Raw genomic sequence first — 24598 nt, forward strand, 5'->3', positions numbered from 1 at the left:
CACATCTGCTGGAACAGACTGCGGAACGTTTGCTGAAACGCTGAATCGCACATCCGGCCCCGGCCTGCGATCATGTCGCATGCCTGCCTTCCAAGACTTCGCCCTCATTCCCGCCCTGCATCAGGCGTTGGACGCCGCCGGCTTCCTCGTTCCCACGCCGATCCAGGCCTTGTCCTTGCCACCGATACTGGCCGGCAATGACGTGCTGGCGCAGGCACCCACCGGCAGCGGCAAGACCGCCGCATTCGGGCTGGGCTTGTTGCAGCGGCTGGATGCCACCGCGACCCGCACCCAGGCCGTGGTGTTGTGCCCAACCCGCGAACTGGCCGATCAGGTCGGCAAGGAACTGCGCCGGCTGGCCATCGCGATTCCCAACGTCAAGCTCAGCCTGCTGACCGGCGGTACCGCACTGGCGCCGCAGCTGGCCTCGCTGACGCACGCGCCGCACATCGTGGTCGGCACACCCGGACGGGTGCAGGAACTGCTGCACAAAAAGGCGCTGGATGTCGCCTGTGTCAGCGTGCTGGTGCTGGACGAGGCCGACCGCATGCTCGACATGGGGTTCGAAAAATCGATCAGCGACATCGTGCGGAAACTGCCGAAAACCCGGCAAAGCCTGCTGTTTTCCGCCACCTGGCCAGCAGAAGTCCGCGCGCTGGCCAAAGCCAGCCTGCGCGATCCGGTCGAGATCACGGTCGAAGGCAGTGATACCCGGCCACAGGTGGAGGCGCACTTTCACGAAGTCGCGCTCGACGCCAAGCCCGCCGCGCTGATGGGCCTGCTGATGCAGCACACACCCGAATCCACGGTTGTGTTCTGCAACACCAAGCGCGATGTCGATGATGTCGCCGCCGCCCTGCAGAACGCCGGCGTTGCCGCCGCAGCGCTGCACGGCGATCTGGAACAACGCGACCGTGATGAAGTCCTGGTGCGCTTCGCCAACCGCTCGCTCGTCGTGCTGGTCGCCAGCGATGTCGCCGCACGCGGGCTCGACGTGAAAGACCTGGCCTGCGTGGTCAACTACGAGCTGCCGCCCGATCCGGACACGTATCTGCACCGTATCGGCCGTACCGCGCGGGCAGGCGGAAACGGACTCGCGTTGAATCTGGTCACACCGCGCGAAATGCCGCGCGCGCTGCAGATCGAAGACGCCAGCGGCGAGCGGATCCAGTGGCACCCGGTACCGCTTGCCGCGCGCACGACCCATGTTCCGCAAGCCGCCATGCGCACCTTGCGCATCGACGCGGGCCGCAGCGACAAGCTGCGCCCCGGCGACATCCTCGGCGCACTCACCGGCGCCGCCGGCCTGAAGGCGGACGACATCGGCAGGATCGACATCTTCCCGACCCGCAGCTATGTCGCGGTGCGAACCCGGATGATCAAGACCGCGCTGGCCGGCCTGCAGGCAGGCAAGATCAAGGGCCGGCGCTTCCGCGTGCGTGCGATGTAGCCGACGCAGGCCGCTGTTGCGGCATCACGCAGACACATCCGGATTGGCTTTCGTATTGAACGCCAGCCTTCGCTCTCAGCCTCCCAGCGACCGCTCCAGCCGCGCGGCCACATCGCGGTTCTGCGTCGCCAGCCGACGCAACGAACCCGAACCGATGCGGTCGCAATCGGCGACCTGTTCCCAGTAGCACGCTGCGATCCGGGCCGCCCAGATCAGATGTGGGATTTGCCCGGCCCGGTCCGGTATCAACGGACGGAGCGGTTCGGCATTGCGCACCGCGCCGGTGCGCGAGGGTGCCAGCGACATTGGCAGCATGTCGTAGGCCGGTGCAAGTGCGAGCGGGCCGCGATCCACGAGATGAAAACCGAGGTTGCCGGCATGCATGTCGCTGTTGCCGATGAGGCGACCGAACCAGTGCAGGCGTGCCATCTGCGCTGCGGTATCGGCATCAACCCACGCGGCGGCGGCGAGCCGTTCGCCGGAAAGGCTCCAGTCGCGCATATCGTCACCGATGAAAGCAGTGCTCAGGGCCAGCAGCGAAACGTAACCGCGCCGCCCCAGCACATCGGGCGTGCGATCAAACCTGCGCACTTCCAGACAGGTGTAGCCGTCCGCATCGATCAATTCGGATTCGGAAGCAGGCAACCCGGCCTGGCGCAGGCACGCCAGCGCAAGGTGTTCGCAGACCAGAAGATCGGCCCAGCGCCGTGCGGCCTCGCCGCTGTCGGGCACGGCGAACTTGACCAGTGCGGCATAACGCCCCGCTAGCGAGCTCACGGTCGCAGTGAACTTGGGTTGCTCGCCGCCGGGCGAGGAGCCTATGTCCTCACCGGCCAGTGCGGCCTGCGCCCATTGCGCATAAAGCGCGGAGCGTTCGTTCACGGCCACGGTGTCGGACGGGGCGTCGCGTTCGGTCAGGGCCATTTCCACCGCCGTCTGGCCCAGCAGCAGATCACCCATGCCCGTGCCGCCACTGCGGGTGATGGCGAGCAAGGTATCGCGCAGTTGCCAGCGGTGCAGATCATCGGGCACGCCCAGATGTCGCGCCTGCCGATGCGCCAGGGTGCGGCCAAGGAAACCTTGCGGGCGCAGATCGTCGAGAAACCACGGCAGGCCGGGAAAATGGCCCGCCACCTGCTCGACCGGCCGCACCAGATTGGGCCGCTCGCCCGATGGCTCAAACTGGAAGCGCTCACCATTCAGCGCATACAGCGTGCCCAGTTCTTCCAGGCTGGCGTCGGCCCGCATACGCCACAGCGGCCAGGCGCTGCCAGCGTCGGTGACGCTGCGTGCGACATAGGCCGTGGCCCGCGCCTTGCCGATGCGCAATACCTGATCGCCGGCTTCGGCGACCAGTCGCGCCAGTACCGGGCGCGACACGCCCAACTGCTGCACCAGCCACGCAGCCGGCACCGGCTCGCCGCTGCGCAGCAGGAACAACAGATCGTCGGAAGTGGCTGAACGTGGGCGAGGCATGTGTCAAACAGCATAATTTCTTTACGATAAAGAAACGATACTCCTAACAAGAGGCTTACACAAGCCACTGTTTTATCTATATGAACAAGAAATCATCGCAGGTGTTTATTTACGATTCCAACCCATATCACACCTCCCGCAGTGCCACCGTGATCGGCAACCTCGCCGCCCGCAGCGCCGGGAACAGGCCACCCAGCAGGCCGATGCCCAATGCCCATTTCAGGCCGGTCCACAACAGTGCCGGGGTCACCTTGAACTGGAACACCACCTGGCTGAAGTTGCTGCCGAGTGTGGACACCGAATAGTTGTTGAACAGCAGCCACGCGACCAGGCCGCCGAGCAGACCGCCGAGCAGTGCCAGCAGCATGGTTTCCAGCATCACCGCAGTGACCACGGGTGTGCCGCGGAAGCCGATGGCACGCATTGTGGCGATTTCGCGGGCGCGGGTGGCGACGGCAGCGTACATCGTGTTGAGTGCGCCGAAAATCGCGCCCACCGCCATGATGCCGCCGATCACCGTGCCCAGCGCGGTCAGCAGCGTCTTGAGGCCGCCGGATTGCTGCGCGAAATAGGCGCGCGTGGTCAGCACGTCGAGCTTGAGCTGCGGATCGGCTTCGACCGCCGCCTTGAAGCTCTCGAACCCTTCCGCTCCGGTGCGCACCAGCACCGACTGGTAGGCACCTCGGTTGTAGGTGGTGGCCAGGGTCTGTGCATCGCCCCACAGTTCTGATTCGTAGGCGTCATCGGAAGCGAACACGCCGACCACGCTCCATTCCTGATTGCCCAGCATCAGCAGGTTGCCGACTTCCAGCCCCTGGAACTGTGATTGCGCACCGCGCCCGGCGGCCAGTTCGCGCAGGCCGGTGGTGGGCTTGCGGCCTTCGATGATGCGCACGCCTTCGCGCACCTGCCAGGCGTCCTCGCCGATGCCGCGGAACTGCACATTGGCGTCGGTGCCATCGGCGCGCGTGGGCAGGTTCACCACCTGGGAAAGTTCGGCCGACAGCAGCGGCCGCCCATCGGCATCACGCTGCACACCGGGCAGCGCAGCGATCAATGGCACCTGGCTGCGGCTGATCACCGAATTGGTTTCCGCCTGCGAACCGCCGCGCAGCACGATCGCGGTTTCATCGTTGCCGGCCGCCTGCAGCGTGGCCTGGAAACCTTCGCCCATCGCCAGCATCGCGACCAGCACGCCGACCACACCGGCGATGCCGACGATGATCACCGAGGACGCTCCCCAGCGTTGCGGCAGGCTCGCGATGCCGATGCGCGTGGCCTCGCGCGCCAGCCGCCCGGAACGGGTCAGCCACAACCACAGCGCCAGCAGCACCACCACGGCCAGCACGCCGGCCCAGGGCAACAGGGTCCAGACGACCAGCGCGGCGAGCAGCACCAGCAGCACGGCAAAATTCTTCAGAACATTCTTCATGGCGGCTTCCTCAACGCCCGGCCAATGCATCGACGATCCTGAGCCGCTGCGCGCGCAGTGCCGGCAGCAGCCCCACGACCAGACCGATCGCCAGCATCAGCGCCAGCCCGACCAGCCAGGTCTGCGCCACCACCGTCTGGATCGGCATCATGCCGCCGCTGGCGCGCGCCAGGCCGGGCATGATCGCGGCCGACAGACCCAGGCCCAGCATGCCGCCGAGCACCACCAGCAGCACCGATTCGGCCAGCACCAGACCCAGCACCGAGGCATCGGTGAAACCCAGCGTCTTGAGCGTGGCCAGCTCGGGAATGCGCTCGCGCACCGCCTGCGCCATGGTGTTGCCGGTCAGCAGCACGAGGGTGAAGAACACCGCGCCCATGATCGCGGTGACAATCAGGCCGATGTCGGCGAACTGCTTGGCGAACGCCTGCTGGAAGGCCGATTCGGTCTGGCTTCTGGTTTCATGATCCGAATTGGCCGACAGCGCATCGATCGCCTGCGCCACCTGCGAGGCCTGGGCCGGATCGTCCAGCACCACGGTGAACCAGCTCACCTGATTCTTGATGTAGTCGTTGGCCTCGTCGAAGTAGGACCAGTTCATCACCAGCTGGTTTTCCTGCCCGACCTGCGAACGGTCCTTGACCCGGAAGATCGTGGTCAGCTCCAGCGGCCAGTCGTTGCTGCCGTTGCGCGGGAAGATGGTGGCCTGCAGCGGGATGGTGTCGCCGATCTTCCAGCCATGCTTGAGCGCCAGTGCCTCGCCCACGGCGGCGGCGGTGCGGGTGGCCTTGAAGGCTTCGACCTGCTCGGGCGGCACCTCGTATTCGGTGTAGACCTCGAAGAAGTCGGGCGCGACCGAGAAGTTCGGGAAGAAGTTCTTCATGTCCTGGTAGATGCCGCCGAACCACATCGCATAGGTGGCCTGGCGCACCCCGGGGATACCCTCGATCTGCTGCAACAAACGGATCGGAAGAGTTTGCGTGATCGACAGGCGCGAGGCCACGACCAGCCGGTTGGCGCCATCCACGCTGCCACCGGAATTGAACGCCACGCGCACCGAATCCAGCAGCCCGAACAGCATGAACGCGGTCACCACCGAGAGCAGCGTCAGCGCGGTGCGGGTGCGGCTGCGGAACAGCTGGGCCCAGATGAGGTGGAGGAATTTCATGGCGCACATCCATGTGCGCCACCCTGCGGGCAGCTTCGCTGTGAAAAACGGCTGTCCTGCCGTTTTTTCATCGCGATAAATTCATGTGCGCCGTCCTGCGGGTAGCATCGCTGTGAGAAACGGCTGTCCTGTCGTTTTTTCATGCTCAGTCTCCCGTCAGTGCGCAAGAGCAGGCGCGTCGACCAGCTCGCCCTTGTCCAGATGGATGGTGTGGCTGGCGTATTCGGCCGCCTTCGGGTCGTGCGTGACCATGACGATGGTCTTGCCGTGCTCGCGGTTCAGCAGTTGCAGCAGTTCGAGCACTTCCTCGGCCGATTGGCGGTCCAGGTCGCCGGTGGGTTCGTCGCAGATCAGGAAGGTGGGGTCGGACACTATCGCGCGGGCGATCGCGACGCGCTGCTGCTGGCCACCGGAAAGCTCGTTGGGCTTGTGGCTGCGCCGATCCGCCAAACCCACAAGGGTGAGCGCGATCTGTGCACGGCGGGCGCGCTCCTTCGCGTTGAGCGAAGTCAGCAGCAGCGGCAGCTCGACGTTCTTCTGCGCGCTGAGCGTGGGCATCAGGTTGTAGAACTGGAACACGAAACCGACGTGGCGGCTGCGCCAGGCCGCGAGCTGTCCGCCGCTCATCGCATCGATGCGCTCGCCTTCGATTTCGATCTCGCCGCTGCTGGGGTTATCCAGCCCGCCGATCAGATTCAGCAGCGTCGTCTTGCCCGAGCCGGACGGCCCCATCAGCGCAACAAAATCGCCATTTTCGATATCCAGATTCACACCATGCAGCACGGCGACCTTCTCCGGCCCGCGCTGGTAGGTCTTGGTGAGGTTACGGAGGCTGACCAGTGCAGACATGGGGATTCCTTGGTTGATGATGATGAAAATTGCCGTGACGCTTTTTACTCCCTCTCCCCTGCCACGGCGGGGGAGAGGGTTGGGGTGAGGGGGCGCTTTGCGTCACCACGAGAAGCAGCAGCACTCACGCCTGCGGCGCTCGCCCCTTCACCCTGGCCCTCTGCCCCAAGCAGGCTTGGGCCAGCGGGAACTCATCGCGATGCGGCCACCCGCACCGCATCGCCATCCTTCAATTCTTCCGGTGGCCCCAGCACCACGCTCTGCCCGGCGCTGACGCCGGACAGCACCTGGCGTCCGTCACCCAGCGCGATGCCGGTTTCGATCCGGCGCAGCACGGCTTTTCCGTCCTGCAGCACGAACACCGCGCTGCCGCCGTCACGCGTGATGATCGCGGCCTGCGGCACGCGCACGCCGCGCGGCGCTTCAGGTTGCTCGCTCTGCATCTCTTCCAGAAAACTGACCCGCACGCCCATGTCCGGCACGATGCGCGCGTCCTTTTCCTTGAACGCCACGCGCACCTTGACGGTGGCCTTGCCGCGGTCGGCGGCGGGAATGATCGCGATCACCTCGGCCGGAATCTTCCAGTCCGGATAGGCGTTGAGCACCACCTGCGCCGGCATCTCCGGCTGCACCCGGCCGATGTAGGCCTCGCCGACATCGACTTCCACTTCCAGCGATTCCATGTCGACGATGGTGCCGATGCCGGTACGGGTATAGCCGCCAGTGGCCATCGGCGAAACGATTTCGCCCGGCTGCGCTGCCTTGGCGATCACCACGCCAGCGAACGGAGCCCGCACGATGGTGTTGTCAACGCCATTCCTGGCGATTTCCAGCGCATCGGCGGCGACCTTCACATTGCGTTGCGCGGTCAGGCGCTGGGCTCGCAACGCATCGCGCTGGGCCACGGCGGCATCGAATTGAGAACGCGATACCAGTCCGCGCCCGACCAGTTCGGTCACGCGCACGGCCTCGGCTTCGGCCTGGGTGAGCTGGGCCTGCACCGAGGCCACCTGGCTGCGCGCGGCATCCAGTTGCGCGTTCGCCAGCGCGAACTGGGCATCGGCATCGACCGGGTCCAACGTGGCCATGACCTGGCCTTCCTCGACCCGCATGCCCTCCTCGATCAACACATCAAGCACCCGGCCGGTGATCTTGGCCGACACCGTCGCCATGCGCCGCGCCACGACATAACCGCTGGCATCCAATACCGAGGCGCTGGCGGCGGTATTGCTGATCGCGATCACCGGCGCGGTACGCACCTCGATGGCGGTTTCGCGCTGGCTCATCACCCAGGCGACGACAGCCACAATCGCGACGGCGATGGCCGCCAGCGCCCACCATTTCGTGCTCGACGACGAAGGCGGCGGCGGAGCGTTGCGCTCGATGCGCAGTTCCTTGAGCAGTTCAGCAGATGCGTTCATGGACAACCCGGACAGGAGCAGGCGCAAAGTGTGACGCAATCAGGTTCGTCACGTGTACCAGCAAAGGACCTGTCGCGGTCCTGGCCGCTCCCGGAACGACCCGGCGGGGTAGAGGCTTTTCGGGGGAACGTTCGCTGCCTGCAATCAGCCGTAGCGCGCCCTCAACATCGCGAACGCCGAGCGCAACGCCATCGCTTCACCGCCGCGCGGGCGGCCGGGGCGATCGGTGTCGTTCCAGGCGTAGACATCCAGGTGCGCCCAGCGCTGGCCGTCGGGGATGAACTTTTCCAGATACAGCGCGGCGGTGACGGCCCCGGCCATGCGCGAGCCGGCGTTGGCGATGTCGGCCACATGGCTGTTCAGATAGCGCAGGTACGGCCGCCACAACGGCATGCGCCAGACCGGATCGCGCAGTTCCTCGCCAGCCGCGAGCCAACCCGCCGCGACGTCTTCGTCATTGGCGAACAACGCCGGCAGATCCGGCCCCAGCGCGACGCGTGCCGCCCCGGTGAGCGTGGCGAAATCCAGAATCAGATCGGGCTTGGATTCGCCGGCAAGAGTCAGCGCGTCGCACAGCACGATGCGCCCCTCGGCATCGGTATTGTCGATTTCCACACTGACACCCTTGCGCGTGGCGATGACCTCGCCGGGGCGGTAGGCGTTGGGGCCGATGGCATTTTCCACCGCCGGCACCAGCAAGCGCAGGTTCACCGGCAGACGCTGGTCCATCACCAGCCCGGCCAGCGCGATGGCATGGGCGGCGCCACCCATGTCCTTCTTCATATTGCGCATGCCGTCCGAAGGCTTGAGGTCCAGGCCGCCGGTGTCAAAGCACACGCCCTTGCCGACGATGGCCAGCTGCGGGTGCGTGTCATCGCCCCAAACCAGTTCGATCAGGCGCGGAGCGCGGTGGCTGGCGCGGCCGACGGCGTGGATCGCGGGGAAATTCTCCTCCAGCAGCGCATCACCGGCGATCACGCGCAGGCGTGCGCCGAAGCGTTCGGCCAGCGTGCATGCGGCCTGCTCGAGCTGTTCCGGGCCCATGTCCTCGGAAGGGGTGTTGACCAGGTCGCGCACCCGCAGGCTGGCTTCCAGCACCGCACGCGCCGCATCCACGCCCGGCGCGTCCGGTGAAACCAGCAGTTGCGCCGGCGCGCGCGGGGCTTTCTTGTAGCGTTCGAAGCGGTAGCTGCCCAGCCCCCAGCCCAGCAGCGCCACGGCCGGATCGATGCGTTCGCCATGTTCGTCGCTGAGGCGGTAACGGCCTTCCGGCAGGGCCTGTGGCAAAACGCCCAAGGCGTGCGGATCGGCCGCGTCCTCGATCCCGACCAGCACCATGCCGATGCCACCGGAGTCACCGGGCACTGCCAGCCAGCTGCCCGGTTTGGCGTTGAAACCGTTGGCATCGATCCAGCCGCGCGCGGCATCGGGCAGGCCGGCCTTGACGGTATCCAGTGCGGCACGGGTGGTGGCGATGATCGGGGTGGCGCCGGTTTCGGCGGTCAGCAGCAGGCTGGCGGGCAGGTTCATGGGGATCCTTGAGTGGCGGGGGTTTCGCAGCCGAGCTGTTGAACCAGCTCATCCAGGCTGCGGACGGTGTAATCGGGCTCGCGCGGCGACCATTGCCAACGTGCACCTTCGCGGTTGATCCAAGCGGTGCGCATGCCGGCGCCCTGGGCACCGATCACGTCCAGCTCCGGGTCATCGCCCACGTGCAGCACCTGTTCCGGCGCCAGCGCCAGGCGCTGGCAGGCGGCCTGGAAAATGCTGACATGCGGCTTGGGCACACCGTGTTCGCGCGCACCGATGTGGAAGGTGAAGTGGCGGTCGATGCCGATCCGCACAAGGTCGGCGTTGCCATTGGTCAGCGCCCCGATCGGATAGCGCGCGGCCAGTTGTTCCAGTGCCGCGCCGGCTTCCGGGTACAGATCCACCACATTGCGGGCGGCGATGAAGACCTCGTAGGCCGGTTCCACCAGGGTAGCGTCCTCGCCGCTGTCGCGCAGCGCGTGCAGCAGGGTCAGGCGGCGCTGTTCGGTGAAGTCGTGCGCGATTTCCGGGCGCTCGTTTGCAATGCGGTCGCGCAGCTGGCGCATCGCGGCGATGGGATAGCGCTGCGCGGTGCGCGGTGCGTGTTCGGCCAGCCAGGCGTGCAGGGTTTCCTCGGCCCGGATGATCGTCGGCCAGACCGGCCAGAGCGTATCGTCAAGATCGAGGGTGAGCGCACGGATCAACACGGAACAGGCATCGAAAAGGGACTGCTCACCATATCACGCACATGAAAGCGTCGACGGCGCGCGCAAGGTGGCGTCAGGAATCTTCCGGCGGCCGGCCACCCTCTTCAGCGGCGGCCCGCATGCCCTGCCGGATCGGTGCCAGCAGCGGTTCCAGCGAGGCCAGCAGCCCCGGCATGCTGGCCGCGATCTTCAGCAGTGGCGGAAGCGCAGCGGCCATCCTCATTGGGCGCAGCCATCCCATCAGCAATCCACCCACCAAGCCGGCGCCCAGGATGCGCGCAGGGGTCATCGCCTGTTTGACCGTGCCCTGCATCGTGCCAACCCGGTCACCGGCATCCGCCAGATGCTCGCCCACCCGGCGTTCGGCGGCGGCGACACGGGCCTTCAGGGCGCGGTACTTCACGGTACGTTCTCCGGGTCTTTTTCCAGCGCGTCGGGATCGTCGCCGATGCCCATGCGCGCCAGTTGCCGGCGGGTGGCCTTGAACTGGGTATCTTCCAGCGCTTTGAGCGCCAGCCACACACACAACCCTGCGACCAGCAGCGACACCAGCGCCGGAATGCCGACCGCCGCCCACCACGGCAGGCCGGCCGCACGCAGGCCCAGCACGCCCATCGCCATCAGGTACAGCCAGGCGGTCGCTCCCAGCGCGGTGCCGATGGTCGCCAGCACCAGCACGCGCAGGATCGCGGCACGTGACAGCGCCAGCTCGGCCATCAGCAACGCGCGAAACGCCCGCACTGCGGCCCACAGTTCCGCACCCAGCTCCTTGCCGGCCGCGCCGATGCGACGCGCAGCCTCATCCAGCGGTGGCGGCTGGGGTGGAGGCGGATCGCCCGGATTTTCGCCCGGCGGCGCCGAAGGCTGCTCCATCAGTGGCGCCGGGTCATCTTGGCAAACAGCCAGCCCACCGCGAACGCGGCGCCGAACGCGGCCGCCGGGTGCTGGCGGATCATGCCTTCGGCGCTGTGCCAAAGCTCGCGACCCTTGTCCATCAGCACCTCCATTTCCGCACTGGCTGCCGCCCTCGCGTCGCTCGCGGCGGCACGACTGGCGGCGGCGGCATCGTGCAGCGGATCGGTGATGGCCTCCTTGCCCGCACCCAGGTCGGCGCGCGCCGCTTCCGCTGCGGTGGAGGCTGCACTGCGGACCGCATCACCAGCAGCAACGGCGGCATCCTTGAGGCGTTCCTTGGCTTCGTACAGGTGACCGACGGCAGCGGCGGCGGTTTCGACCGGATCAGCCGACGGGTTCTTCGGTTGCTTGCTCATCTTCGACTTCCTCGTGGGTAAGGGATGTCACTGCGGAGCGGCCCGGCCGCTCCGGCACGCGCGGCCACCACGCTAACACGCCAGGCTGAACCTGGTTGCAGCCACCATGGGCGAACCGAACTGTCGCTCCGTGCCACCGCATGCATCACGGCAGCGGTCGCTTATTCCATCACCGCGAAATACGAGCGGCGGCCGCGCACCAGGGTCAGCAGCAACTGTTCCGGGCGGCTCGAAACACTGCGCTCCAGCGCCACCAGATCACCGATGTCGCGCCGGTTGACCGCCGTGATCAGGTCACCGGCGCGCAGGCCGCTGTTGGCGGCGCGGCTGCCGGGTTCCACCTCCAATACCAGCACTCCGACCACACCCTGGCGCCGCAGGCTTTCGGCCAGTGCACCGAAGCGTGCGCCGGAAAGGCGCGCATCGAGCCTGGCGCCTTCCAGTTCGGTCACGCGCGGGCTCAGCGTAGCTTTTAGCGTCAGCGGTTTTCCCTCGCGCTGCAGCGACAGCGTAACCGGCTTGCCGACCGGCAGCAGGCCTTCCAGATTCACCAGTTCCTGATGCCGCTGGATCGGCTTGTCGTCGATTGCGGTGATCACATCGCCGGCGCGCAGACCGGCGGCCTGCGCCGGGGATTCGGGCCGCACCCGCGTCACGATGACGCCACGGCTGTCGGAAAGCCCCAGTGCACTGCGCAGTTCGCGGGTGATGTCCTGCGCCTCGATGCCGAGGGTGCCGCGCTGCACTTCGCCGTTTTCCAGCAACTGGCGCATCACGCCCAGCGCCAGATCCGAGGGAATCGCGAAACCGATGCCGATATTGCCGGCCGCACTGCCACCGGGATTGAAGATCGCGGTATTGATGCCGATCAGCTCGCCACGCAGATTCACCAGCGCACCGCCGGAATTGCCCGGATTGATGCTGGCATCGGTCTGGATGAAGTTCTGATAGCCCAGCCCCGGCAGGCCGTGGCGGCCGAGCGCGGATACGATGCCGGAGGTGACGGTCTGGCCAAGCCCGAACGGATTGCCCACCGCCACCACGAAATCACCCACGCGCAAGGCATCGCTGTCGGCCACCGGCACCGCCACCAGATCCTTGGCGTCGACCCGGATCACGCCGACATCGGTGTCCTCGTCGGTACCGACCAGTTCGGCGGTCAGGGTGCGGCCATCGGCCAGCGACACCTGGATATCGTCGGCACCGGCGATGACGTGGTTGTTGGTCAGGATCAGACCGCGCGCGGCATCGACGATCACACCCGAACCCAGCGCCTGCTTGATGCGCTCCTGCGGCACATTCGGCAGCCCGAACAGGTGGCGGAAGAACGGATCATCGGCCAGCGGGCTGCGCACCCGCACCACCGCCTTGCTGTGGATATTGACCACCGCCGGCGTGACCTGCTCCAGCATCGGCGCCAATGAAGGCAAGGCCTGCCCATCCACATCGGCCGGCAACGCGGCGCGCGCATCGCCGGATGCAGGTATTGCCGAAGCGGCCATCACCAGGCCCGACAGCATCAGGCAACGCAGCAGAACAGCAGGGAACATGGGACCTCCAGAACAGTGGCGGATGCGGGTTTCGACCGGCCGTGCGGCAACGATGTTCCCGCCCGGACAGATGCGATTTCACCGGCATTGCGCCTTGCTGCCAAGTCGCGCTTGCACAATGATGCAACTAGGCGCAGATTTCGCTGCGATATCCACGGCCCACAACGAGGAGGGGCACGCAATGAGCAATGGGAACGGTGTGACGTCGGCGATCTCCAGTGCAGCGGAAGCCGTCTCGGAAAAGGTGCAGGACGTGGCGGCCGACGCACGTGCCGCAGTGGCCAGTGCCACCGAGGCCGTGAAACAGACCGCCGCCGAGGCCGTCAACGTGATCGAAAAGAAGGCCAGCGACACCGGCAAGAAGATCAGGAAGGCCGCCGGCGAAGCGCGCAAGAAGGTCGATTCGGCAAAGAAGACGGTCGAGAAGAAAGTCGCCAGCGCAAAGAAAACCGCCAGCAAGAAGATCGCCGCCGGCAAGAAAGCCATCGACAAGGAAGTCACCAAGGCGAAGAAGGCGGTCAAGAAGAACGTCGACTCGGCAAAGAAGACCGTAGCGGCACAGCGCAAGACCACCGACGGCAAGGTCGCCAAAGCCAAGGCCGAGGTGAAGACCGCGCTGACCGCCAGGACATCGACAAAGAAAGCCGCCATCAAACCGGCGGCCGCGAAAAAGGTGACCGCAAAGAAGACAGCCGCGAAGAAGGCCACAGCCACCAGGGCGCCGGCAAAGAAGGCGGTCGTGAAGAAAGTTGCAACGAAGAAGGCTGCGGTGAAGAAAAGCATCGCGAAGAAAGCCACGACCGGCAAAGCGGCAGCCAGCAAGCCCGCCGTAAAGAAAACCGCCGTAAAGAAGGCGACAGCCACCAAGGCACCAGCAAAGAAGGCAACTGCCAAAAAAGCCGTAGCCAAGGCCGTCAAAACGCCGGTCGCAAAGAAAGCTGCGGTGAAAAAGGCAGCAGCCAAGGCCCCTGCGAAAAAGGCCGCCGCGAAGAAGCCTGCCGCCAGCAAGGCGGTGAAGAAGACGGCCGCGAAGAAGTAACTTCCGCGCCCCGCATCTTTCCGGATGCGGGGCGTTTTCTCCACAGCATCAGATCGCGGCCGGTGGCTCCGCACGCAGCCCGAAGCTGCGCCACAGCACCCACAATCCAAGCGCCAGCACCAGCAGCGAAAACAGCACCAGCAGCGCGGCCCAGAACCAGTGCGGCCCACCCAGCCCCTGCGCCATCTGCATCGTGTCCGAGGCCAGTTCACCGGCGCCGGTGCGTGCGCCACGCTGGAACAGGCCGCCCAGCCGCGACAGCGTCGCCAGGCACAACTGCACCGCGACAAAGCCGGTGAAGGCCTGCACCAGCATCCCGGATGCACGCCACGCCACCGTACTGGCCAGCGCCGCACACACCAGCACGAGACCCGCTGCGAAAAGATTGCGCACCCACAGCACCAGCGCCACCAGCAGCAGCATCCCGAGCACGCCCAGCGTGGCGCGCGCGAGGGTTTCCTTTCGTGCCGCCACGAACAGCAGTAACGCCAGCAATGGCGGCATGCCCGGCCCACCGGCCGCGATCCATGCCGATTGCATTCCCCCAGCGCTGCCGCGTGTCATCGCCACACCGGAACCATCGGCATAGACCCGCAATGACTCGAAGCCGCCGCCCGACACCAGCGCCGCGATACCGTGCCCGAACTCATGCACCAGCGTGGCCACCACCACCTGCGGCCATGCGATCCACGCCGCCGCCGGCCACAGCCACGGCAGGATCGCCAGCAGCAGCGACAGCGCCACGGCCCAGAGCAGCGCGGTACGGGTGCGAGCGACGGCATCTTGCGGCGGAAATCCCGCTCTGGCCGGCCAGGCCGGGGAAAGTTGGCCCGTTTCATGCTTCATACCCTGCACATCCTGAAATTCCGGACCCTGGTCATGATTTGCATCACCCTGCTGAACGCCCTGCTGCTGCCGCTGCTGGACTGGTCTGCCGCCATCGCGCAAGGGCTTGGCCATGCGCTTCAGGGTACACTGTGCACCGATCCGAGCCCCGCTGCCGACCCATTCGCCGACCTCGACTGAACGCACAGGCGCCGAAGCTGACACTTTGCGTCACCTGCCGGCACGGGTCGATTCCTGCCCCTGCCGTGCCCCTCCATGACTCCCGCACCTTTGCCTGCCGGTGACACCGCCGCCGCACCCCTGCGTCCCATCAGCCTGGTCGGTTTCGACGCCGACGACACGCTCTGGCACAGCGAAACCTGGTTCCAGGCCGCGCACGCCGAATACGAACGCATCCTCTCGCCCTACCTTGATCTGGCCGATACCGGCCTGCACGAGCGCCTGTTGGCGACCGAACGCGCCAATATCGCGTTTTTCGGTTACGGCGCCAAGGGCATGACCCTGTCGATGCTGGAAACCGCGATCGCGATGACCGAAGGCCACATCGCGGCCGCCGATCTTGCCCGCATCATGCAACTGGGCAAGGACGTGCTGCGCCATCCGGTGGAATTGCTGCCGGACATCCGCAGCGCGGTCGAGGCGGTCGCCGCCACGCACCGGATCGTGCTGATCACCAAGGGCGATCTGTTCCACCAGGAAGCCAAGATCGCCGCCTCCGGCCTGGCCGACCTGTTCACCCGGATCGAGATCGTGTCGGAAAAGGATCCGGCCGCCTATGCCCGCGTCATCCGCGAATGCAACGGCACCCCGGAACACTTCGCGATGATCGGCAACTCCTTGCGTTCGGACATCGCGCCGGTGCTCAAACTCGGTGGCTGGGGCGTGCACATGCCCTACCCGGTGACCTGGGCGCACGAGATGATCCATGACGTGGCCGACGACGATCCGCATGTGGAACGGATTGATTCGGCCGCACAGATTCCGCAGGCCATTGCGCGGCTGGAAGTGCGCGCGACCGCACGCCGCTGAGGCTGTTGCAGGCCCGGACGGTTCAGCCGGGGTTGCAACTGACCGGGGTGATTGAAGCGGCGTTCACCTGTGCTCGGCGACTCTGATCCAACGCCGGACCTGCGGCGGATTCATGGGAGATCAACCATGCGTATCCTTTCCCTGCTCGCTTCGGCCCTGCTGCTTGTGCTGGGCCTGTCGCTGGCACCGACTGCCAAGGCACATGGTCCGGATACCCGGATCTGGGTATCCATCGGAGATGTGGTGTTCAGTGCCGGACATCCGTACCACCGGCACCTGCACCATCCGCTGCATGTGGTCCATGGCGGCCCCGCACCGCGCTATTACTATCGCGCCCCGCCACCGCCGCGCCCGCACCACTACCGTCATCGCGCTCCGGTGAAGGTCTACGCGCCGGGTGTCTATCCGCACTATTACGCACATGGTCACCACCATCGTCCGCCACCGCCTCCGCCGCGCCCCGGTTATCCGCGCTACAGGCCCGGATACGGACGCTGAGCCGGACAAGTTCATCATTTCGCGACAAGGGCCGTGCATGCACGGCCCTTTTGCTTTCCAGTGTCCGGGATGTGCCCAGACCTTTGTCTTGCAACCAGCGGCAGCAGATCAATACAGACTGAAACGGATCGGCACCTCGCCCCAGGCTTCGAGCGCGTGGCCGTGATGCAACGGTGCGGCGAAGCGCCAGCTTTTCGCGACATGGCGCCGCGCGGCGCGATCCAGTTCGGCATGGCCGCTGCCACGCACCACCGTCACCTGGCGCGGCCAGCCATCGGCACCGATATGGATGCGCAGCAGCACTTCACCCTGCCAGCCCATGCGCCGCGCCCGTGCCGGATACGGTGGCGGCGGCGCCTGCAACAGCGCCAGGCTGACGTGGCCACCGGGTTCCGGAAGTGTGGCGACATCGCCGGAGCCTGACGGCGGCAGATCGGACACCACGGTTTCGCTGGGCGCGGCCACCGATTCAAGCGTGAACACCGGCTCTTCCTGCAACGGCAATGGTCGTGGCTGTGGCTGCGGCTGGATCACCGGCCGTGTGGGCGCCGAAGGCATCGGCGGCGGTGGCGGCGGTGGCGGCGGCGCGACGGCCGGCGGAGTCGGCACGATATCGACCTGGATCGCCGCCGGCACAACGCGCTGCGGGCGCGGTTCCCGTTCCGGCACCGCCAGGCTCATGGCCAGCAATACGGCCAGATGCGCAGCCAGCACCATGCTGCCGGTGCCGATGCGCAGCGGCGACGGGATTTCCTCTGGAAACGACACGGTTGCCCTCATCACTGCCTCCTTCGGGTAGGGTTCCCGGGAGTACAACGCGGCGATGCGATGAACGGGGTTGGCCGTTGTGGCCGAGTGGACGGATCAGGCGTCCAGTTCACGCTTCCAGATCAGGAATCAGCCGGTTTTCCAGCCAGGCGATCATGTCCTTGATACGCAGCTTGCGCTTCTTCATCCGGCCCAGTTGCAACTGATCGACCCAGACCTCCTGCGACATCTGCGCAATGGCCTCGTCCAGTTCACGGTGTTCACAGCGCAGCTGCGCGATCTGCTGGACGATGTCGGCGGTTTCGGTCATGGGCGCGCAGGGGTGCGGGAAACGGCAGGCCCAAGCTTACGGCGTGCCTGTGCGGCGGGAAAGCCCGGGTACAATGACCGTCCCCACGCCCGCGTCCATCAGGCCGCAGCGCGCCCGCACCATTCCACCCTCAGCTGACCGCAACACGCCGATGAACGCTGCCCGCAAGCAGGAACTTGAACAGAACAAGCTCGCCAAACGACTGCGCCGCCAGACCGGCCAGGCGATCGCCGATTTCGGCATGATCGAGGAAGGCGACCGGATCATGGTTTGTCTTTCCGGCGGCAAGGACAGCTACACCATGCTCGACATCCTGCTGCAATTGCAGGCGCGTGCGCCGGTGTCGTTCGAACTGGTCGCGGTGAACCTGGACCAGAAACAGCCCGGCTTTCCCGAACACGTGCTGCCCGAATACCTGGCCTCGCTCGGCGTGGAACACACGATCCTGGAGCAGGACACCTATTCGGTGGTCAAGCGTGTGGTGCCCGAAGGCAAGACGATGTGCTCGCTGTGTTCGCGGCTGCGGCGCGGTGCGCTTTACACCCATGCCACCGTCGGCGGCTTTACCAAGATCGCGCTTGGCCACCATCGCGACGATATCGCGGCCACATTTCTGATGAACCTGTTCTTCCACGCCAAGCTGGCCTCGATGCCGCCCAAGCTGCTCAGCGATGATGGCAAGCATGTGGTGATCCGGCCGCTGGCCTATTGCAAGGAAGCCGATATCGCGCGCTATGCCGAACAGCGCGGTTTCCCGATCATCCCCTGCACGCTGTGCGGCTCGCAGGAGAACCTGCAACGCAAGCAGGTCGGTCGCCTGCTGGCCGAATGGGACCGCGAGGCGCCCGGCCGCGTGGATCAGATCGTGCGTGCGCTGGGCGATGTGCGGCCTTCGCAGCTGGCCGACCGCAACCTGTTCGATTTCCATGCGCTGGGCCGGCGCAGCAGCGGTGCCCTGCCCGATACGCACGCCTGGCTGGCCGGTGAGCCGGCCGGTTCCCGCGAGGAGCTGGACGACAGCACCGCGCCACGCAAGAACACCACCCAGGCCGACAACGGTCTTGCCATCCTGGCGAGCTGATACGCCCGCTCCATTCCCCATTCCCGAGCTACGAATCCCGATGCTTTTTCGCAATCTGACCTTGTTCCGCTTCCCGCTGTCGCTGCGCGAAGCCCTTGAAACCCTGCCCGAGCGCCTGCCCGAACACGCGCTGCGCCCGCTCGGGCCACTGGAGCTTTCCACCCGTGGCTTCGTCTCGCCGTTCGGCCGTGGTGACGAAATGCTTTCGCACCGCGTCGGCGACTGCCTGCTGCTGAACCTGGGCGGCGAGGACAAGATCCTGCCTGCCGCCGTGGTCAACCAGGCGCTCAACGAAAAGCTCGACGCCATCCGCGAACAGGAAGGCCGCAGCCCCGGCGGGCGCGAACGCAAGCGCATGAAGGATGAAGTCCTGACCGACCTGCTGCCGCGCGCCTTCGCCCGCCCGAGCCGGATTGCGGCCTATCTGGACCTGTCGCTGGGCTGGCTGGTGGTGGATTCGTCCAGCCGCAAGAACGCCGAAGCGGTGGTGTCGGCGATCCGCGAAGCGCTGGGCTCGTTCCCCGCGCTGCCGGTCAATGCCGAATCCAGCCCGCGCGCGATCATGACCGGCTGGATCGGCGGCGAACCGATGCCCGATGCCTTCATGCTCGGAGACGAATGTGAACTGCGCGATCCGGTCGATGCCGGCGCCATCGTCAAATGCCGCCGCCAGGAGCTGGACAGCGACGAAGTGCGCGAGCACTTGAAGGTCGGCAAGCAGTGCTTCCACCTTGGCCTGGTGTTCGCCGAGCGCCTGTCCTTCGTTCTTGGTGAGGACATGGTGATACGCAAACTCAAGTTCTTGGAAACCGCGACCGAATCGCTGGAAAAGGACGACCGCCAATCGCTCGAAGCCGAAATCGACGCCACGTTCGCGCTGATGAGCGGCGAGCTGCGGGTGCTGCTGGAACGCCTCGAAACGGAGTTCTCGTTGAGCTCGGCAGACGCCTGAGTGCATGCTGATGCGCCGCGTCCGACCACAGCAGCGCGACACCATCCCGGTACGCCTGCCCAATGGTCGTGAAGTGGCGCTGCTGCGCGTGCGCGACCCGCGCGCGCGCCGGCTGCGGCTGCTGGTTTCCGAACGCGGCCCACGCCTGACGATTCCACCCGGCGCCAGCAACGATCAGGCGCAACGCTTCCTCGACCAGCATCTGCATTGGCTGGCCGACCAACTGGAAGAAGATCCGCAGGCACCGGCAACCGGGCCGCTGATTCCCGGCGAGCCGGCGCAGGTGCGCCTGCGCGGCGAGTGGCTGGAAGTCCAATGGCAATCCGCACGCTGGCTGCACGTGGCACAGGATGGGCAGGCGCTGCTGATCGGCCTGCCGGATGAAGTGCGGCCCGACGCGCTGCGCCGCACCCTGCACGAGTTCTACCTTAGCCAGGCGCGCGCCGATGTCGGGCGCTGGCTGCCGCGCTATCTGGACGGGCTGCCACGCCCGCCAAGGGAATGGAGGATCCGCCCGCTGACCTCGCTGTGGGGTTCGCTCAGCACCTCGGGCACGATGTCGCTGGATCTGTCGCTGGCGCTGGCGCCGCCGCCGGCCTTCGAATACGTGCTCGTGCACGAGTTGTGCCATCTGTTGCAGGCCAACCATTCGCCCGCGTTCTGGCATGAAGTGGAACTGCGCTTCCCCGATTGGCGCCTGCAGCGCCGCTGGCTGCGCGAGGAAGGCATGGACATCAAGCGCGAATTGCGCCAGCTGATCCAGTAACCGCCCATCCACCGCGCGCGGCATGGCGCAACGCAGGCTTCAATCCGTGGCCGTGGAATCCCAATCGCCGGCATGGCGCCGGATCAACGCGGCCAGCAGGTCGGCATGCGCGGCATCGGCGTTCAGCGCCGGGATGTAGCGCAGCTCCTTGCCACCCGCCTCACTGAAGAACTCCGCGTTCTGCATCGCGATTTCCTCCAGTGTCTCCAGACAGTCCACGGCAAATCCGGGGCACACCACGTCCAGATGGGTGATGCCGCGCCGGCCCAGCGCGCGCACGGTCTGGTCGGTATAGGGCGTCAGCCATTTCGCCTTGCCCAGGCGCGACTGGTAGCTCAGGGTCCAGTCCGAATCGGCCAGACCCAGCCTTGCCGCGATCGCCCGGGCGCTGGCTTCGCACTGCGCCGCGTAGGGATCGCCACGTTCGATGCAGCGCTCCGGGATGCCGTGGAAGGAGAACAGCAGATGGCCCGGAATCTTCTGGCGCGCGCGATGTTCGGCGATCTTGTCGACAACCGCCCCGATCCATGCCTCATCCTCGAAATAATCCCCGATCAAACGTAGTTCCGGCCAATGCCGCCAGGTTGCCAGTTCAGCGGTCACCGCATCGAACACCGTGGCCGTGGTCGTGGCCGAATACTGCGGGTACAGCGGCAACACCACCAGCTTGCGGATGCCGCGCTCGCGCATGTCACGCAGGCGGCTGGCGATGTCCGGCTCGCCATAACGCATCGCCAGCACCACCTCGGCCCGGCCCTGCAGGCGCTGCTGCACGGCGGCGGTCAGGTCTTCGCTGAAGACACGCAGCGGCGATCCGCGTTCGGTCCATACCGCCTGGTAGGCGGCGGCCGAACGCGGCGCGCGGAACGGCAGGATGATCCCGTACAGGATCGGATACCAAAGCACGCGAGGCAGCTCGACGACGCGCTGATCAGACAGGAACTCGGCAAGATAACGCCGCAATGCCGCCGCGTTCGGCGCAGATGGCGTACCCAGATTCACCAGAAGCACGCCGTAGCGGCTCCCGGGTGCGGTCGGGTTTTCCGGGGTGTGGGGAGAATTGAGGGACATTCAGGCCTCGGCTCGGGCGCAGGCTGGAGCCGATCTCGGCGCTAACGCCTTGATCGAAGTAGGGGAAATGGTATGCTGGCAACAGCGCCCGCAGGTTCCATAAAAGCAGAGGCGCAGTGACGACCACGCCCGAATACTACTAGAAGGACGACGTTGATGCGTCCCAGCCCGCTCCGGTGGCTTCTTGCCTCCGTGATCATGCTTTCCCCTTTGCCGGTACTGGCCCAGGCCACTGCCTACGTTTCTGCGTGGGACACGCTTTACCGCCTCGACCTTGCCACCGGCCAGGCCAGCAGGATCGGCAACGGCATCGGCTTCAATGACGTTGAGGGTCTGGCGATCTCGCCGCAGGGCATCCTGTACGGCGTGGCCGATGGCACCGTCGGCAGTGGTTCGGAACTGACCGATTTCCTTGTCCGCATCGACACCACCACCGGCGCCGGCACGCTGGTCGGCGCACTGTCCGGGCTTTCCGGCCAGGGCCCGAACAACCAGCTCGATTACGGCCTGGCCTTCACCTGCGACGGCAAATTGTGGGCTTCCTCGGATACCACCGGCCTGCTGTGGGAAGTGGACCTGTCCAACGCGATGGTGCGCGAAATCGGCAATACCGGCGCTCCGTTGAGCGGACTCGGCGGGCGCGGCAACCAGCTTTACGGCATCGGCGTGCAGAACGGTTTCGGCGACCGCGCCCAGCAGGCGCTGTACCGCGTTGACCCGAGCAACGCCCGGGCCAGCCGCATCGGCAGCCTCGACATGAACCTGACACTGAGCAGCAGCGGTGCCGATTTCGATGCCAGCGGCACGCTCTGGGCCACGCTGGACTCGCAGCCACCCGATGTCGATGTGCCCAGCCGCCTGGCACGCATTGATCTTGAAACCGGACAGGCCCAGGTGGTCGCCAGCATTTCCGGCATCACCCACAACGTCAGCGTGCGCGGTATGGCGATCGCACCACCGGCCGGCTGCGGCGATTCGAACAACGGCGGCGGCATCGGCGGCCCCGGCGGCTTGGCGGTGCATCCGGTCCCCGGCCCCGGTGTGCCGGTGCTGGTGGTATTCGGATTGATCGCGCTCGGGCTTGGCGGTCACAGCCTGCGACGCGGCTGAGCCTTGCGCACCCGGTACGGATTTGAGCCGGTATTCATATCCCACTTCCCATACTCGGGCTTCATTGCCCCGGCCCGGAGATTTCGATGCCCCGTCTGCTGCTTGCCCTGCTTTTCGCCCTGCCCATGCTCGCCCTCGCCCTGCCGGCACAGGCCACCGACGATGAAGAAGAGCGCCTGGAGCGCGCGGTCGAGGTGCTGTCCGAAGTCATGCGCATGCCCGAGCACGCGATCCCGCGCAAGATGCTCGAAGACGCCTACGCCGTCGCGGTCATTCCGAACGTGGTCAAGGCCAGCTTCGTGGTCGGCGGCCGGCACGGCAAGGGCGTGATCTCGATCCGCCTGCCGGATGGCACCTGGAGCACGCCCAGTTTCATCAGCCTGACCGGCGGCAGTGTCGGCTTCCAGGCCGGGGTGCAGTCGACCGACGTGGTGCTGGTGTTCCGCTCGGCGCGCGGCGTGGATTCGATCGTCAACGGCAAGTTCACCCTCGGCGCCGATGCGGCCGTGGCGGCCGGCCCGGTGGGGCGCACCGCACAGGCGTCGACCGATGGCCAGCTGAAGGCGGAAATCTATTCCTATTCGCGCTCGCGCGGCCTGTTCGCCGGAGTTGCACTGGATGGCGCGGTGATCTCGATCGACCACCGTGCCAATGCCCGCGCCTACGGCCGCAACACCACGCCGCGCGCCGCGTTCGAAGGCCGCGTGCGCAAGTCGCCGGCAGCGGTGGTCGACTTCCGCGACCGGCTGGAAGAGTACAGCGCCGGTTGAAGTCGGACTTCATGCCGGTGCTTCATGCACCGGCCCCGGCCGCTGCGCTATCCTGCCGGTTTCCCACACTCCACGAGGCACCTGCCATGGGCAGTTTCAGTATCTGGCACTGGTTGATCGTGCTGCTGGTGGTCGTACTGCTGTTCGGCACCAAGAAGTTGCGCAACGTGGGCTCGGACCTGGGCAGCGCGATCAAGAGCTTCCGCAAGGGCCTGCAGGAAGACGAGCCGGAAAAGCTCGACCACCCACCCAAGCCCGAAGCCGAAAGCGCCGCGCGCGAAGCCGCGCAGGAACGCAAGCCCGACTGACGCGGGACTGCGACGATGTTCGAGGCAAGCCTGGTTGAACTGGCGGTGATCGCGCTGGTCGCGTTGCTGGTGCTCGGCCCGGAAAAACTGCCGCGCGCCGCGCGCACCGCCGGGCTGTACCTGCGCAAGGCGCGCGCCAGCTGGCATTCGATCCGCACCGACATCGAACGCGAACTGGCCGCCGAAGACCTCAAGAGCGCGCTGAAGGACACCCGTCGCCAGCTGCGCTCCAGCGCGCAGGAGATCGGCGACGGATTGCAGCCCTCCCCGGCCAGCACGAAAACCGCTTCAGCCACGCCGGCATCCGAGCCCGCCGCAGCACAGGAAACCGCTGCGCCCGACACCGCGCCCGAGCCGGCCGATGACATCGAGCCTCCCCTCCCGGCTGAAGCCGCCGATCCACACGCCGGCCACCGGCAACGCGACCGGCACACGCCATGAACTCGGCCGATGAAGCCCCCGAACAGAGCCTGATCGGCCATCTGGTCGAACTGCGCGCACGCCTGCTGCGCGCGGTGCTGGCCGTGCTGCTGGTGTTCATCGCGCTGATTCCGTTCGCCGGGCGCATCTACGCGGTGCTGGCCGAACCTTTGCGCACCAAGCTGCCCGAAGGCGCGCAAATGGTCGCGATCGATGTCGCCAGCCCGTTCTTCGCACCGATCAAGCTGGCCTTCTTCGTCGCCCTGGTGGCGGCCATGCCGATCGTGCTTTACCAGCTCTGGGCCTTCGTCGCGCCAGGCCTGTACAAGCACGAACAGAAACTGGCGCGGCCGCTGCTGGTGTCCTCGGTGCTGCTGTTCTACGCCGGCTGCACCTTCGCCTATTTCCTCGTGCTGCCGGTGGTGTTCGGCTTCCTCACCGGCATCGCGCCCGAAGGCGTGGCGGTGATGACCGACATCAGCCGCTATCTGGATTTCGTGCTGGTGCTGTTCCTGGCGTTCGGCTTCAGCTTCGAGGTGCCGGTAGCGGTGGTCATTCTCGTGCTGCTGGGCTGGGTCAGCGTCGAACAACTGCGCGAGGCGCGCGCGTATGTCATCGTCGGCGCCTTCGTCATCGCCGCCGTCGTCACCCCGCCGGATGTCATTTCGCAGCTGATGCTGGCCATTCCCATGTGCCTGCTCTACGAACTGGGCCTGATCGTCTCGCGCGCACTGGTGCGGCGCCAGGCCGATGTCCCGGCCGACCCGGGAGCGTGA

The 24598-nt window shown here is 66.3% G+C and carries 27 protein-coding genes and 1 pseudogene; 13 read left to right on the top strand and 15 right to left on the bottom strand.

Going from position 1 to position 24598, the window contains the following annotated elements; all coding sequences use genetic code 11:
• Positions 1–79: 79 nt before the first annotated feature.
• Positions 80–1450, top strand: coding sequence for an ATP-dependent RNA helicase DbpA (gene dbpA / locus WDB66_RS11205; protein ID WP_339398671.1), 1371 nt, complete (start codon positions 80–82; stop codon positions 1448–1450).
• Positions 1451–1525: 75 nt separating this feature from the next.
• Here dbpA and yjjJ read toward each other — a convergent pair whose 3' ends face one another.
• The 11 genes from yjjJ to WDB66_RS11260 all read right to left on the bottom strand — a co-directional run bounded on the left by yjjJ (position 1526) and on the right by WDB66_RS11260 (position 12854).
• Positions 1526–2926 (bottom strand): type II toxin-antitoxin system HipA family toxin YjjJ, encoded by a 1401-nt coding sequence (gene yjjJ, locus WDB66_RS11210; protein WP_339398672.1) that lies wholly within the window; start codon positions 2924–2926, stop codon positions 1526–1528.
• 127 nt (positions 2927–3053) lie between these two features.
• The gene (locus tag WDB66_RS11215) at positions 3054–4358 is read right to left on the bottom strand and encodes an ABC transporter permease (protein ID WP_339398673.1); all 1305 of its coding nucleotides are present in this window, start codon (positions 4356–4358) and stop codon (positions 3054–3056) included.
• 10 nt (positions 4359–4368) lie between these two features.
• A complete protein-coding gene (locus WDB66_RS11220) occupies positions 4369–5526 on the bottom strand; it encodes an ABC transporter permease (RefSeq protein WP_339398674.1) in 1158 nt (385 codons plus the stop codon).
• Positions 5527–5682: 156 nt separating this feature from the next.
• Positions 5683–6375 (bottom strand): ABC transporter ATP-binding protein, encoded by a 693-nt coding sequence (locus WDB66_RS11225; RefSeq protein ID WP_339398675.1) that lies wholly within the window; start codon positions 6373–6375, stop codon positions 5683–5685.
• Between the two features lie 191 nt (positions 6376–6566).
• Positions 6567–7796: an efflux RND transporter periplasmic adaptor subunit gene (locus WDB66_RS11230; RefSeq protein ID WP_339398676.1), complete on the bottom strand. Its 1230-nt coding sequence runs from the start codon at positions 7794–7796 to the stop codon at positions 6567–6569.
• Between the two features lie 144 nt (positions 7797–7940).
• Positions 7941–9326 carry a leucyl aminopeptidase family protein gene (locus WDB66_RS11235; protein WP_339398677.1) on the bottom strand — a complete coding sequence of 462 codons (1386 nt, stop codon included), beginning with the start codon at positions 9324–9326 and terminating at the stop codon, positions 7941–7943.
• Positions 9323–10033 carry an HAD family hydrolase gene (locus WDB66_RS11240; protein WP_339398678.1) on the bottom strand — a complete coding sequence of 237 codons (711 nt, stop codon included), beginning with the start codon at positions 10031–10033 and terminating at the stop codon, positions 9323–9325. Before WDB66_RS11240 ends, WDB66_RS11235 begins: the two co-directional genes overlap by 4 nt.
• A gap of 73 nt (positions 10034–10106) precedes the next feature.
• The gene (locus WDB66_RS11245) at positions 10107–10436 is read right to left on the bottom strand and encodes a hypothetical protein (RefSeq protein ID WP_339398679.1); all 330 of its coding nucleotides are present in this window, start codon (positions 10434–10436) and stop codon (positions 10107–10109) included.
• Positions 10433–10906, bottom strand: a complete 474-nt coding sequence (locus WDB66_RS11250; RefSeq protein WP_339398680.1) for a phage holin family protein — start codon at positions 10904–10906, stop codon at positions 10433–10435. The genes WDB66_RS11245 and WDB66_RS11250 overlap by 4 nt, the downstream gene beginning before the upstream one ends.
• The gene (locus tag WDB66_RS11255; RefSeq protein WP_339398681.1) at positions 10906–11304 is read right to left on the bottom strand and encodes a hypothetical protein; all 399 of its coding nucleotides are present in this window, start codon (positions 11302–11304) and stop codon (positions 10906–10908) included. The genes WDB66_RS11250 and WDB66_RS11255 overlap by 1 nt, the downstream gene beginning before the upstream one ends.
• A 161-nt stretch (positions 11305–11465) precedes the next feature.
• Positions 11466–12854, bottom strand: coding sequence for a Do family serine endopeptidase (locus WDB66_RS11260; RefSeq protein WP_339398682.1), 1389 nt, complete (start codon positions 12852–12854; stop codon positions 11466–11468).
• 181 nt (positions 12855–13035) lie between these two features.
• Here WDB66_RS11260 and WDB66_RS11265 point away from each other — a divergent pair, with 181 nt between their 5' ends.
• Entirely contained in the window at positions 13036–13893 is an 858-nt protein-coding gene (locus WDB66_RS11265) for a hypothetical protein (protein WP_339398683.1), read from the top strand.
• A 48-nt stretch (positions 13894–13941) separates the two neighbouring features.
• Here the strand turns inward: WDB66_RS11265 and WDB66_RS11270 are convergent, their stop codons facing one another.
• A complete protein-coding gene (locus tag WDB66_RS11270) occupies positions 13942–14739 on the bottom strand; it encodes a M50 family metallopeptidase (RefSeq protein WP_339398684.1) in 798 nt (265 codons plus the stop codon).
• On the opposite strand from WDB66_RS11270, the gene WDB66_RS11275 reads away from it, so the two are divergent.
• The 3 genes from WDB66_RS11275 to WDB66_RS11285 all read left to right on the top strand — a co-directional run bounded on the left by WDB66_RS11275 (position 14731) and on the right by WDB66_RS11285 (position 16266).
• Positions 14731–14919 (top strand): hypothetical protein, encoded by a 189-nt coding sequence (locus tag WDB66_RS11275; RefSeq protein WP_339398685.1) that lies wholly within the window; start codon positions 14731–14733, stop codon positions 14917–14919. The two genes, WDB66_RS11270 and WDB66_RS11275, sit on opposite strands and share 9 nt — an antisense overlap.
• A 75-nt stretch (positions 14920–14994) precedes the next feature.
• Entirely contained in the window at positions 14995–15768 is a 774-nt protein-coding gene (locus tag WDB66_RS11280; RefSeq protein WP_339398686.1) for an HAD family hydrolase, read from the top strand.
• 126 nt (positions 15769–15894) lie between these two features.
• On the top strand, positions 15895–16266 hold the full coding sequence (locus WDB66_RS11285) for a hypothetical protein (RefSeq protein ID WP_339398687.1): 372 nt from the start codon (positions 15895–15897) through the stop codon (positions 16264–16266).
• 108 nt (positions 16267–16374) lie between these two features.
• Here WDB66_RS11285 and WDB66_RS11290 read toward each other — a convergent pair whose 3' ends face one another.
• Both WDB66_RS11290 and WDB66_RS11295 read right to left on the bottom strand, forming a co-directional pair.
• On the bottom strand, positions 16375–17046 hold the full coding sequence (locus WDB66_RS11290) for an energy transducer TonB (RefSeq protein WP_339398688.1): 672 nt from the start codon (positions 17044–17046) through the stop codon (positions 16375–16377).
• Positions 17047–17143: 97 nt separating this feature from the next.
• Entirely contained in the window at positions 17144–17344 is a 201-nt protein-coding gene (locus WDB66_RS11295; RefSeq protein WP_339398689.1) for a YdcH family protein, read from the bottom strand.
• Positions 17345–17495: 151 nt separating this feature from the next.
• Here WDB66_RS11295 and ttcA point away from each other — a divergent pair, with 151 nt between their 5' ends.
• The 3 genes from ttcA to WDB66_RS11310 are packed head-to-tail and all read left to right on the top strand — an operon-like array spanning position 17496 to position 20143.
• Positions 17496–18425, top strand: a complete 930-nt coding sequence (gene ttcA / locus WDB66_RS11300) for a tRNA 2-thiocytidine(32) synthetase TtcA (protein WP_489670855.1) — start codon at positions 17496–17498, stop codon at positions 18423–18425.
• 40 nt (positions 18426–18465) lie between these two features.
• Entirely contained in the window at positions 18466–19377 is a 912-nt protein-coding gene (locus WDB66_RS11305) for a recombination-associated protein RdgC (protein ID WP_339398691.1), read from the top strand.
• A gap of 10 nt (positions 19378–19387) precedes the next feature.
• Entirely contained in the window at positions 19388–20143 is a 756-nt protein-coding gene (locus WDB66_RS11310; RefSeq protein ID WP_339398692.1) for a M48 family metallopeptidase, read from the top strand.
• A gap of 39 nt (positions 20144–20182) precedes the next feature.
• Here the strand turns inward: WDB66_RS11310 and hemH are convergent, their stop codons facing one another.
• Positions 20183–21214: a ferrochelatase gene (gene hemH, locus WDB66_RS11315; RefSeq protein ID WP_339398693.1), complete on the bottom strand. Its 1032-nt coding sequence runs from the start codon at positions 21212–21214 to the stop codon at positions 20183–20185.
• Positions 21215–21412: 198 nt separating this feature from the next.
• Between hemH and WDB66_RS11320 the strand changes: the two genes are divergently transcribed.
• The 5 genes and pseudogenes from WDB66_RS11320 (at position 21413) to tatC (ending at position 24598) form a co-directional block, all read left to right on the top strand.
• Complete coding sequence (locus tag WDB66_RS11320) at positions 21413–22324, top strand: NHL repeat-containing protein (protein WP_339398694.1); 912 nt, start codon at positions 21413–21415, stop codon at positions 22322–22324.
• Positions 22325–22410: 86 nt separating this feature from the next.
• Positions 22411–23079: pseudogene (locus WDB66_RS11325) on the top strand (lipid-binding SYLF domain-containing protein); the annotation flags it as partial.
• A 101-nt stretch (positions 23080–23180) separates the two neighbouring features.
• Complete coding sequence (gene tatA / locus WDB66_RS11330; RefSeq protein ID WP_339398696.1) at positions 23181–23402, top strand: Sec-independent protein translocase subunit TatA; 222 nt, start codon at positions 23181–23183, stop codon at positions 23400–23402.
• 15 nt (positions 23403–23417) lie between these two features.
• Positions 23418–23843, top strand: a complete 426-nt coding sequence (tatB, locus tag WDB66_RS11335) for a Sec-independent protein translocase protein TatB (RefSeq protein WP_339398697.1) — start codon at positions 23418–23420, stop codon at positions 23841–23843.
• Positions 23840–24598, top strand: a complete 759-nt coding sequence (gene tatC / locus WDB66_RS11340; protein WP_339398698.1) for a twin-arginine translocase subunit TatC — start codon at positions 23840–23842, stop codon at positions 24596–24598. The genes tatB and tatC overlap by 4 nt, the downstream gene beginning before the upstream one ends.

This window comes from Denitratimonas organivorans (assembly GCF_037478135.1).
Lineage (GTDB): Bacteria > Pseudomonadota > Gammaproteobacteria > Xanthomonadales > Xanthomonadaceae > Denitratimonas.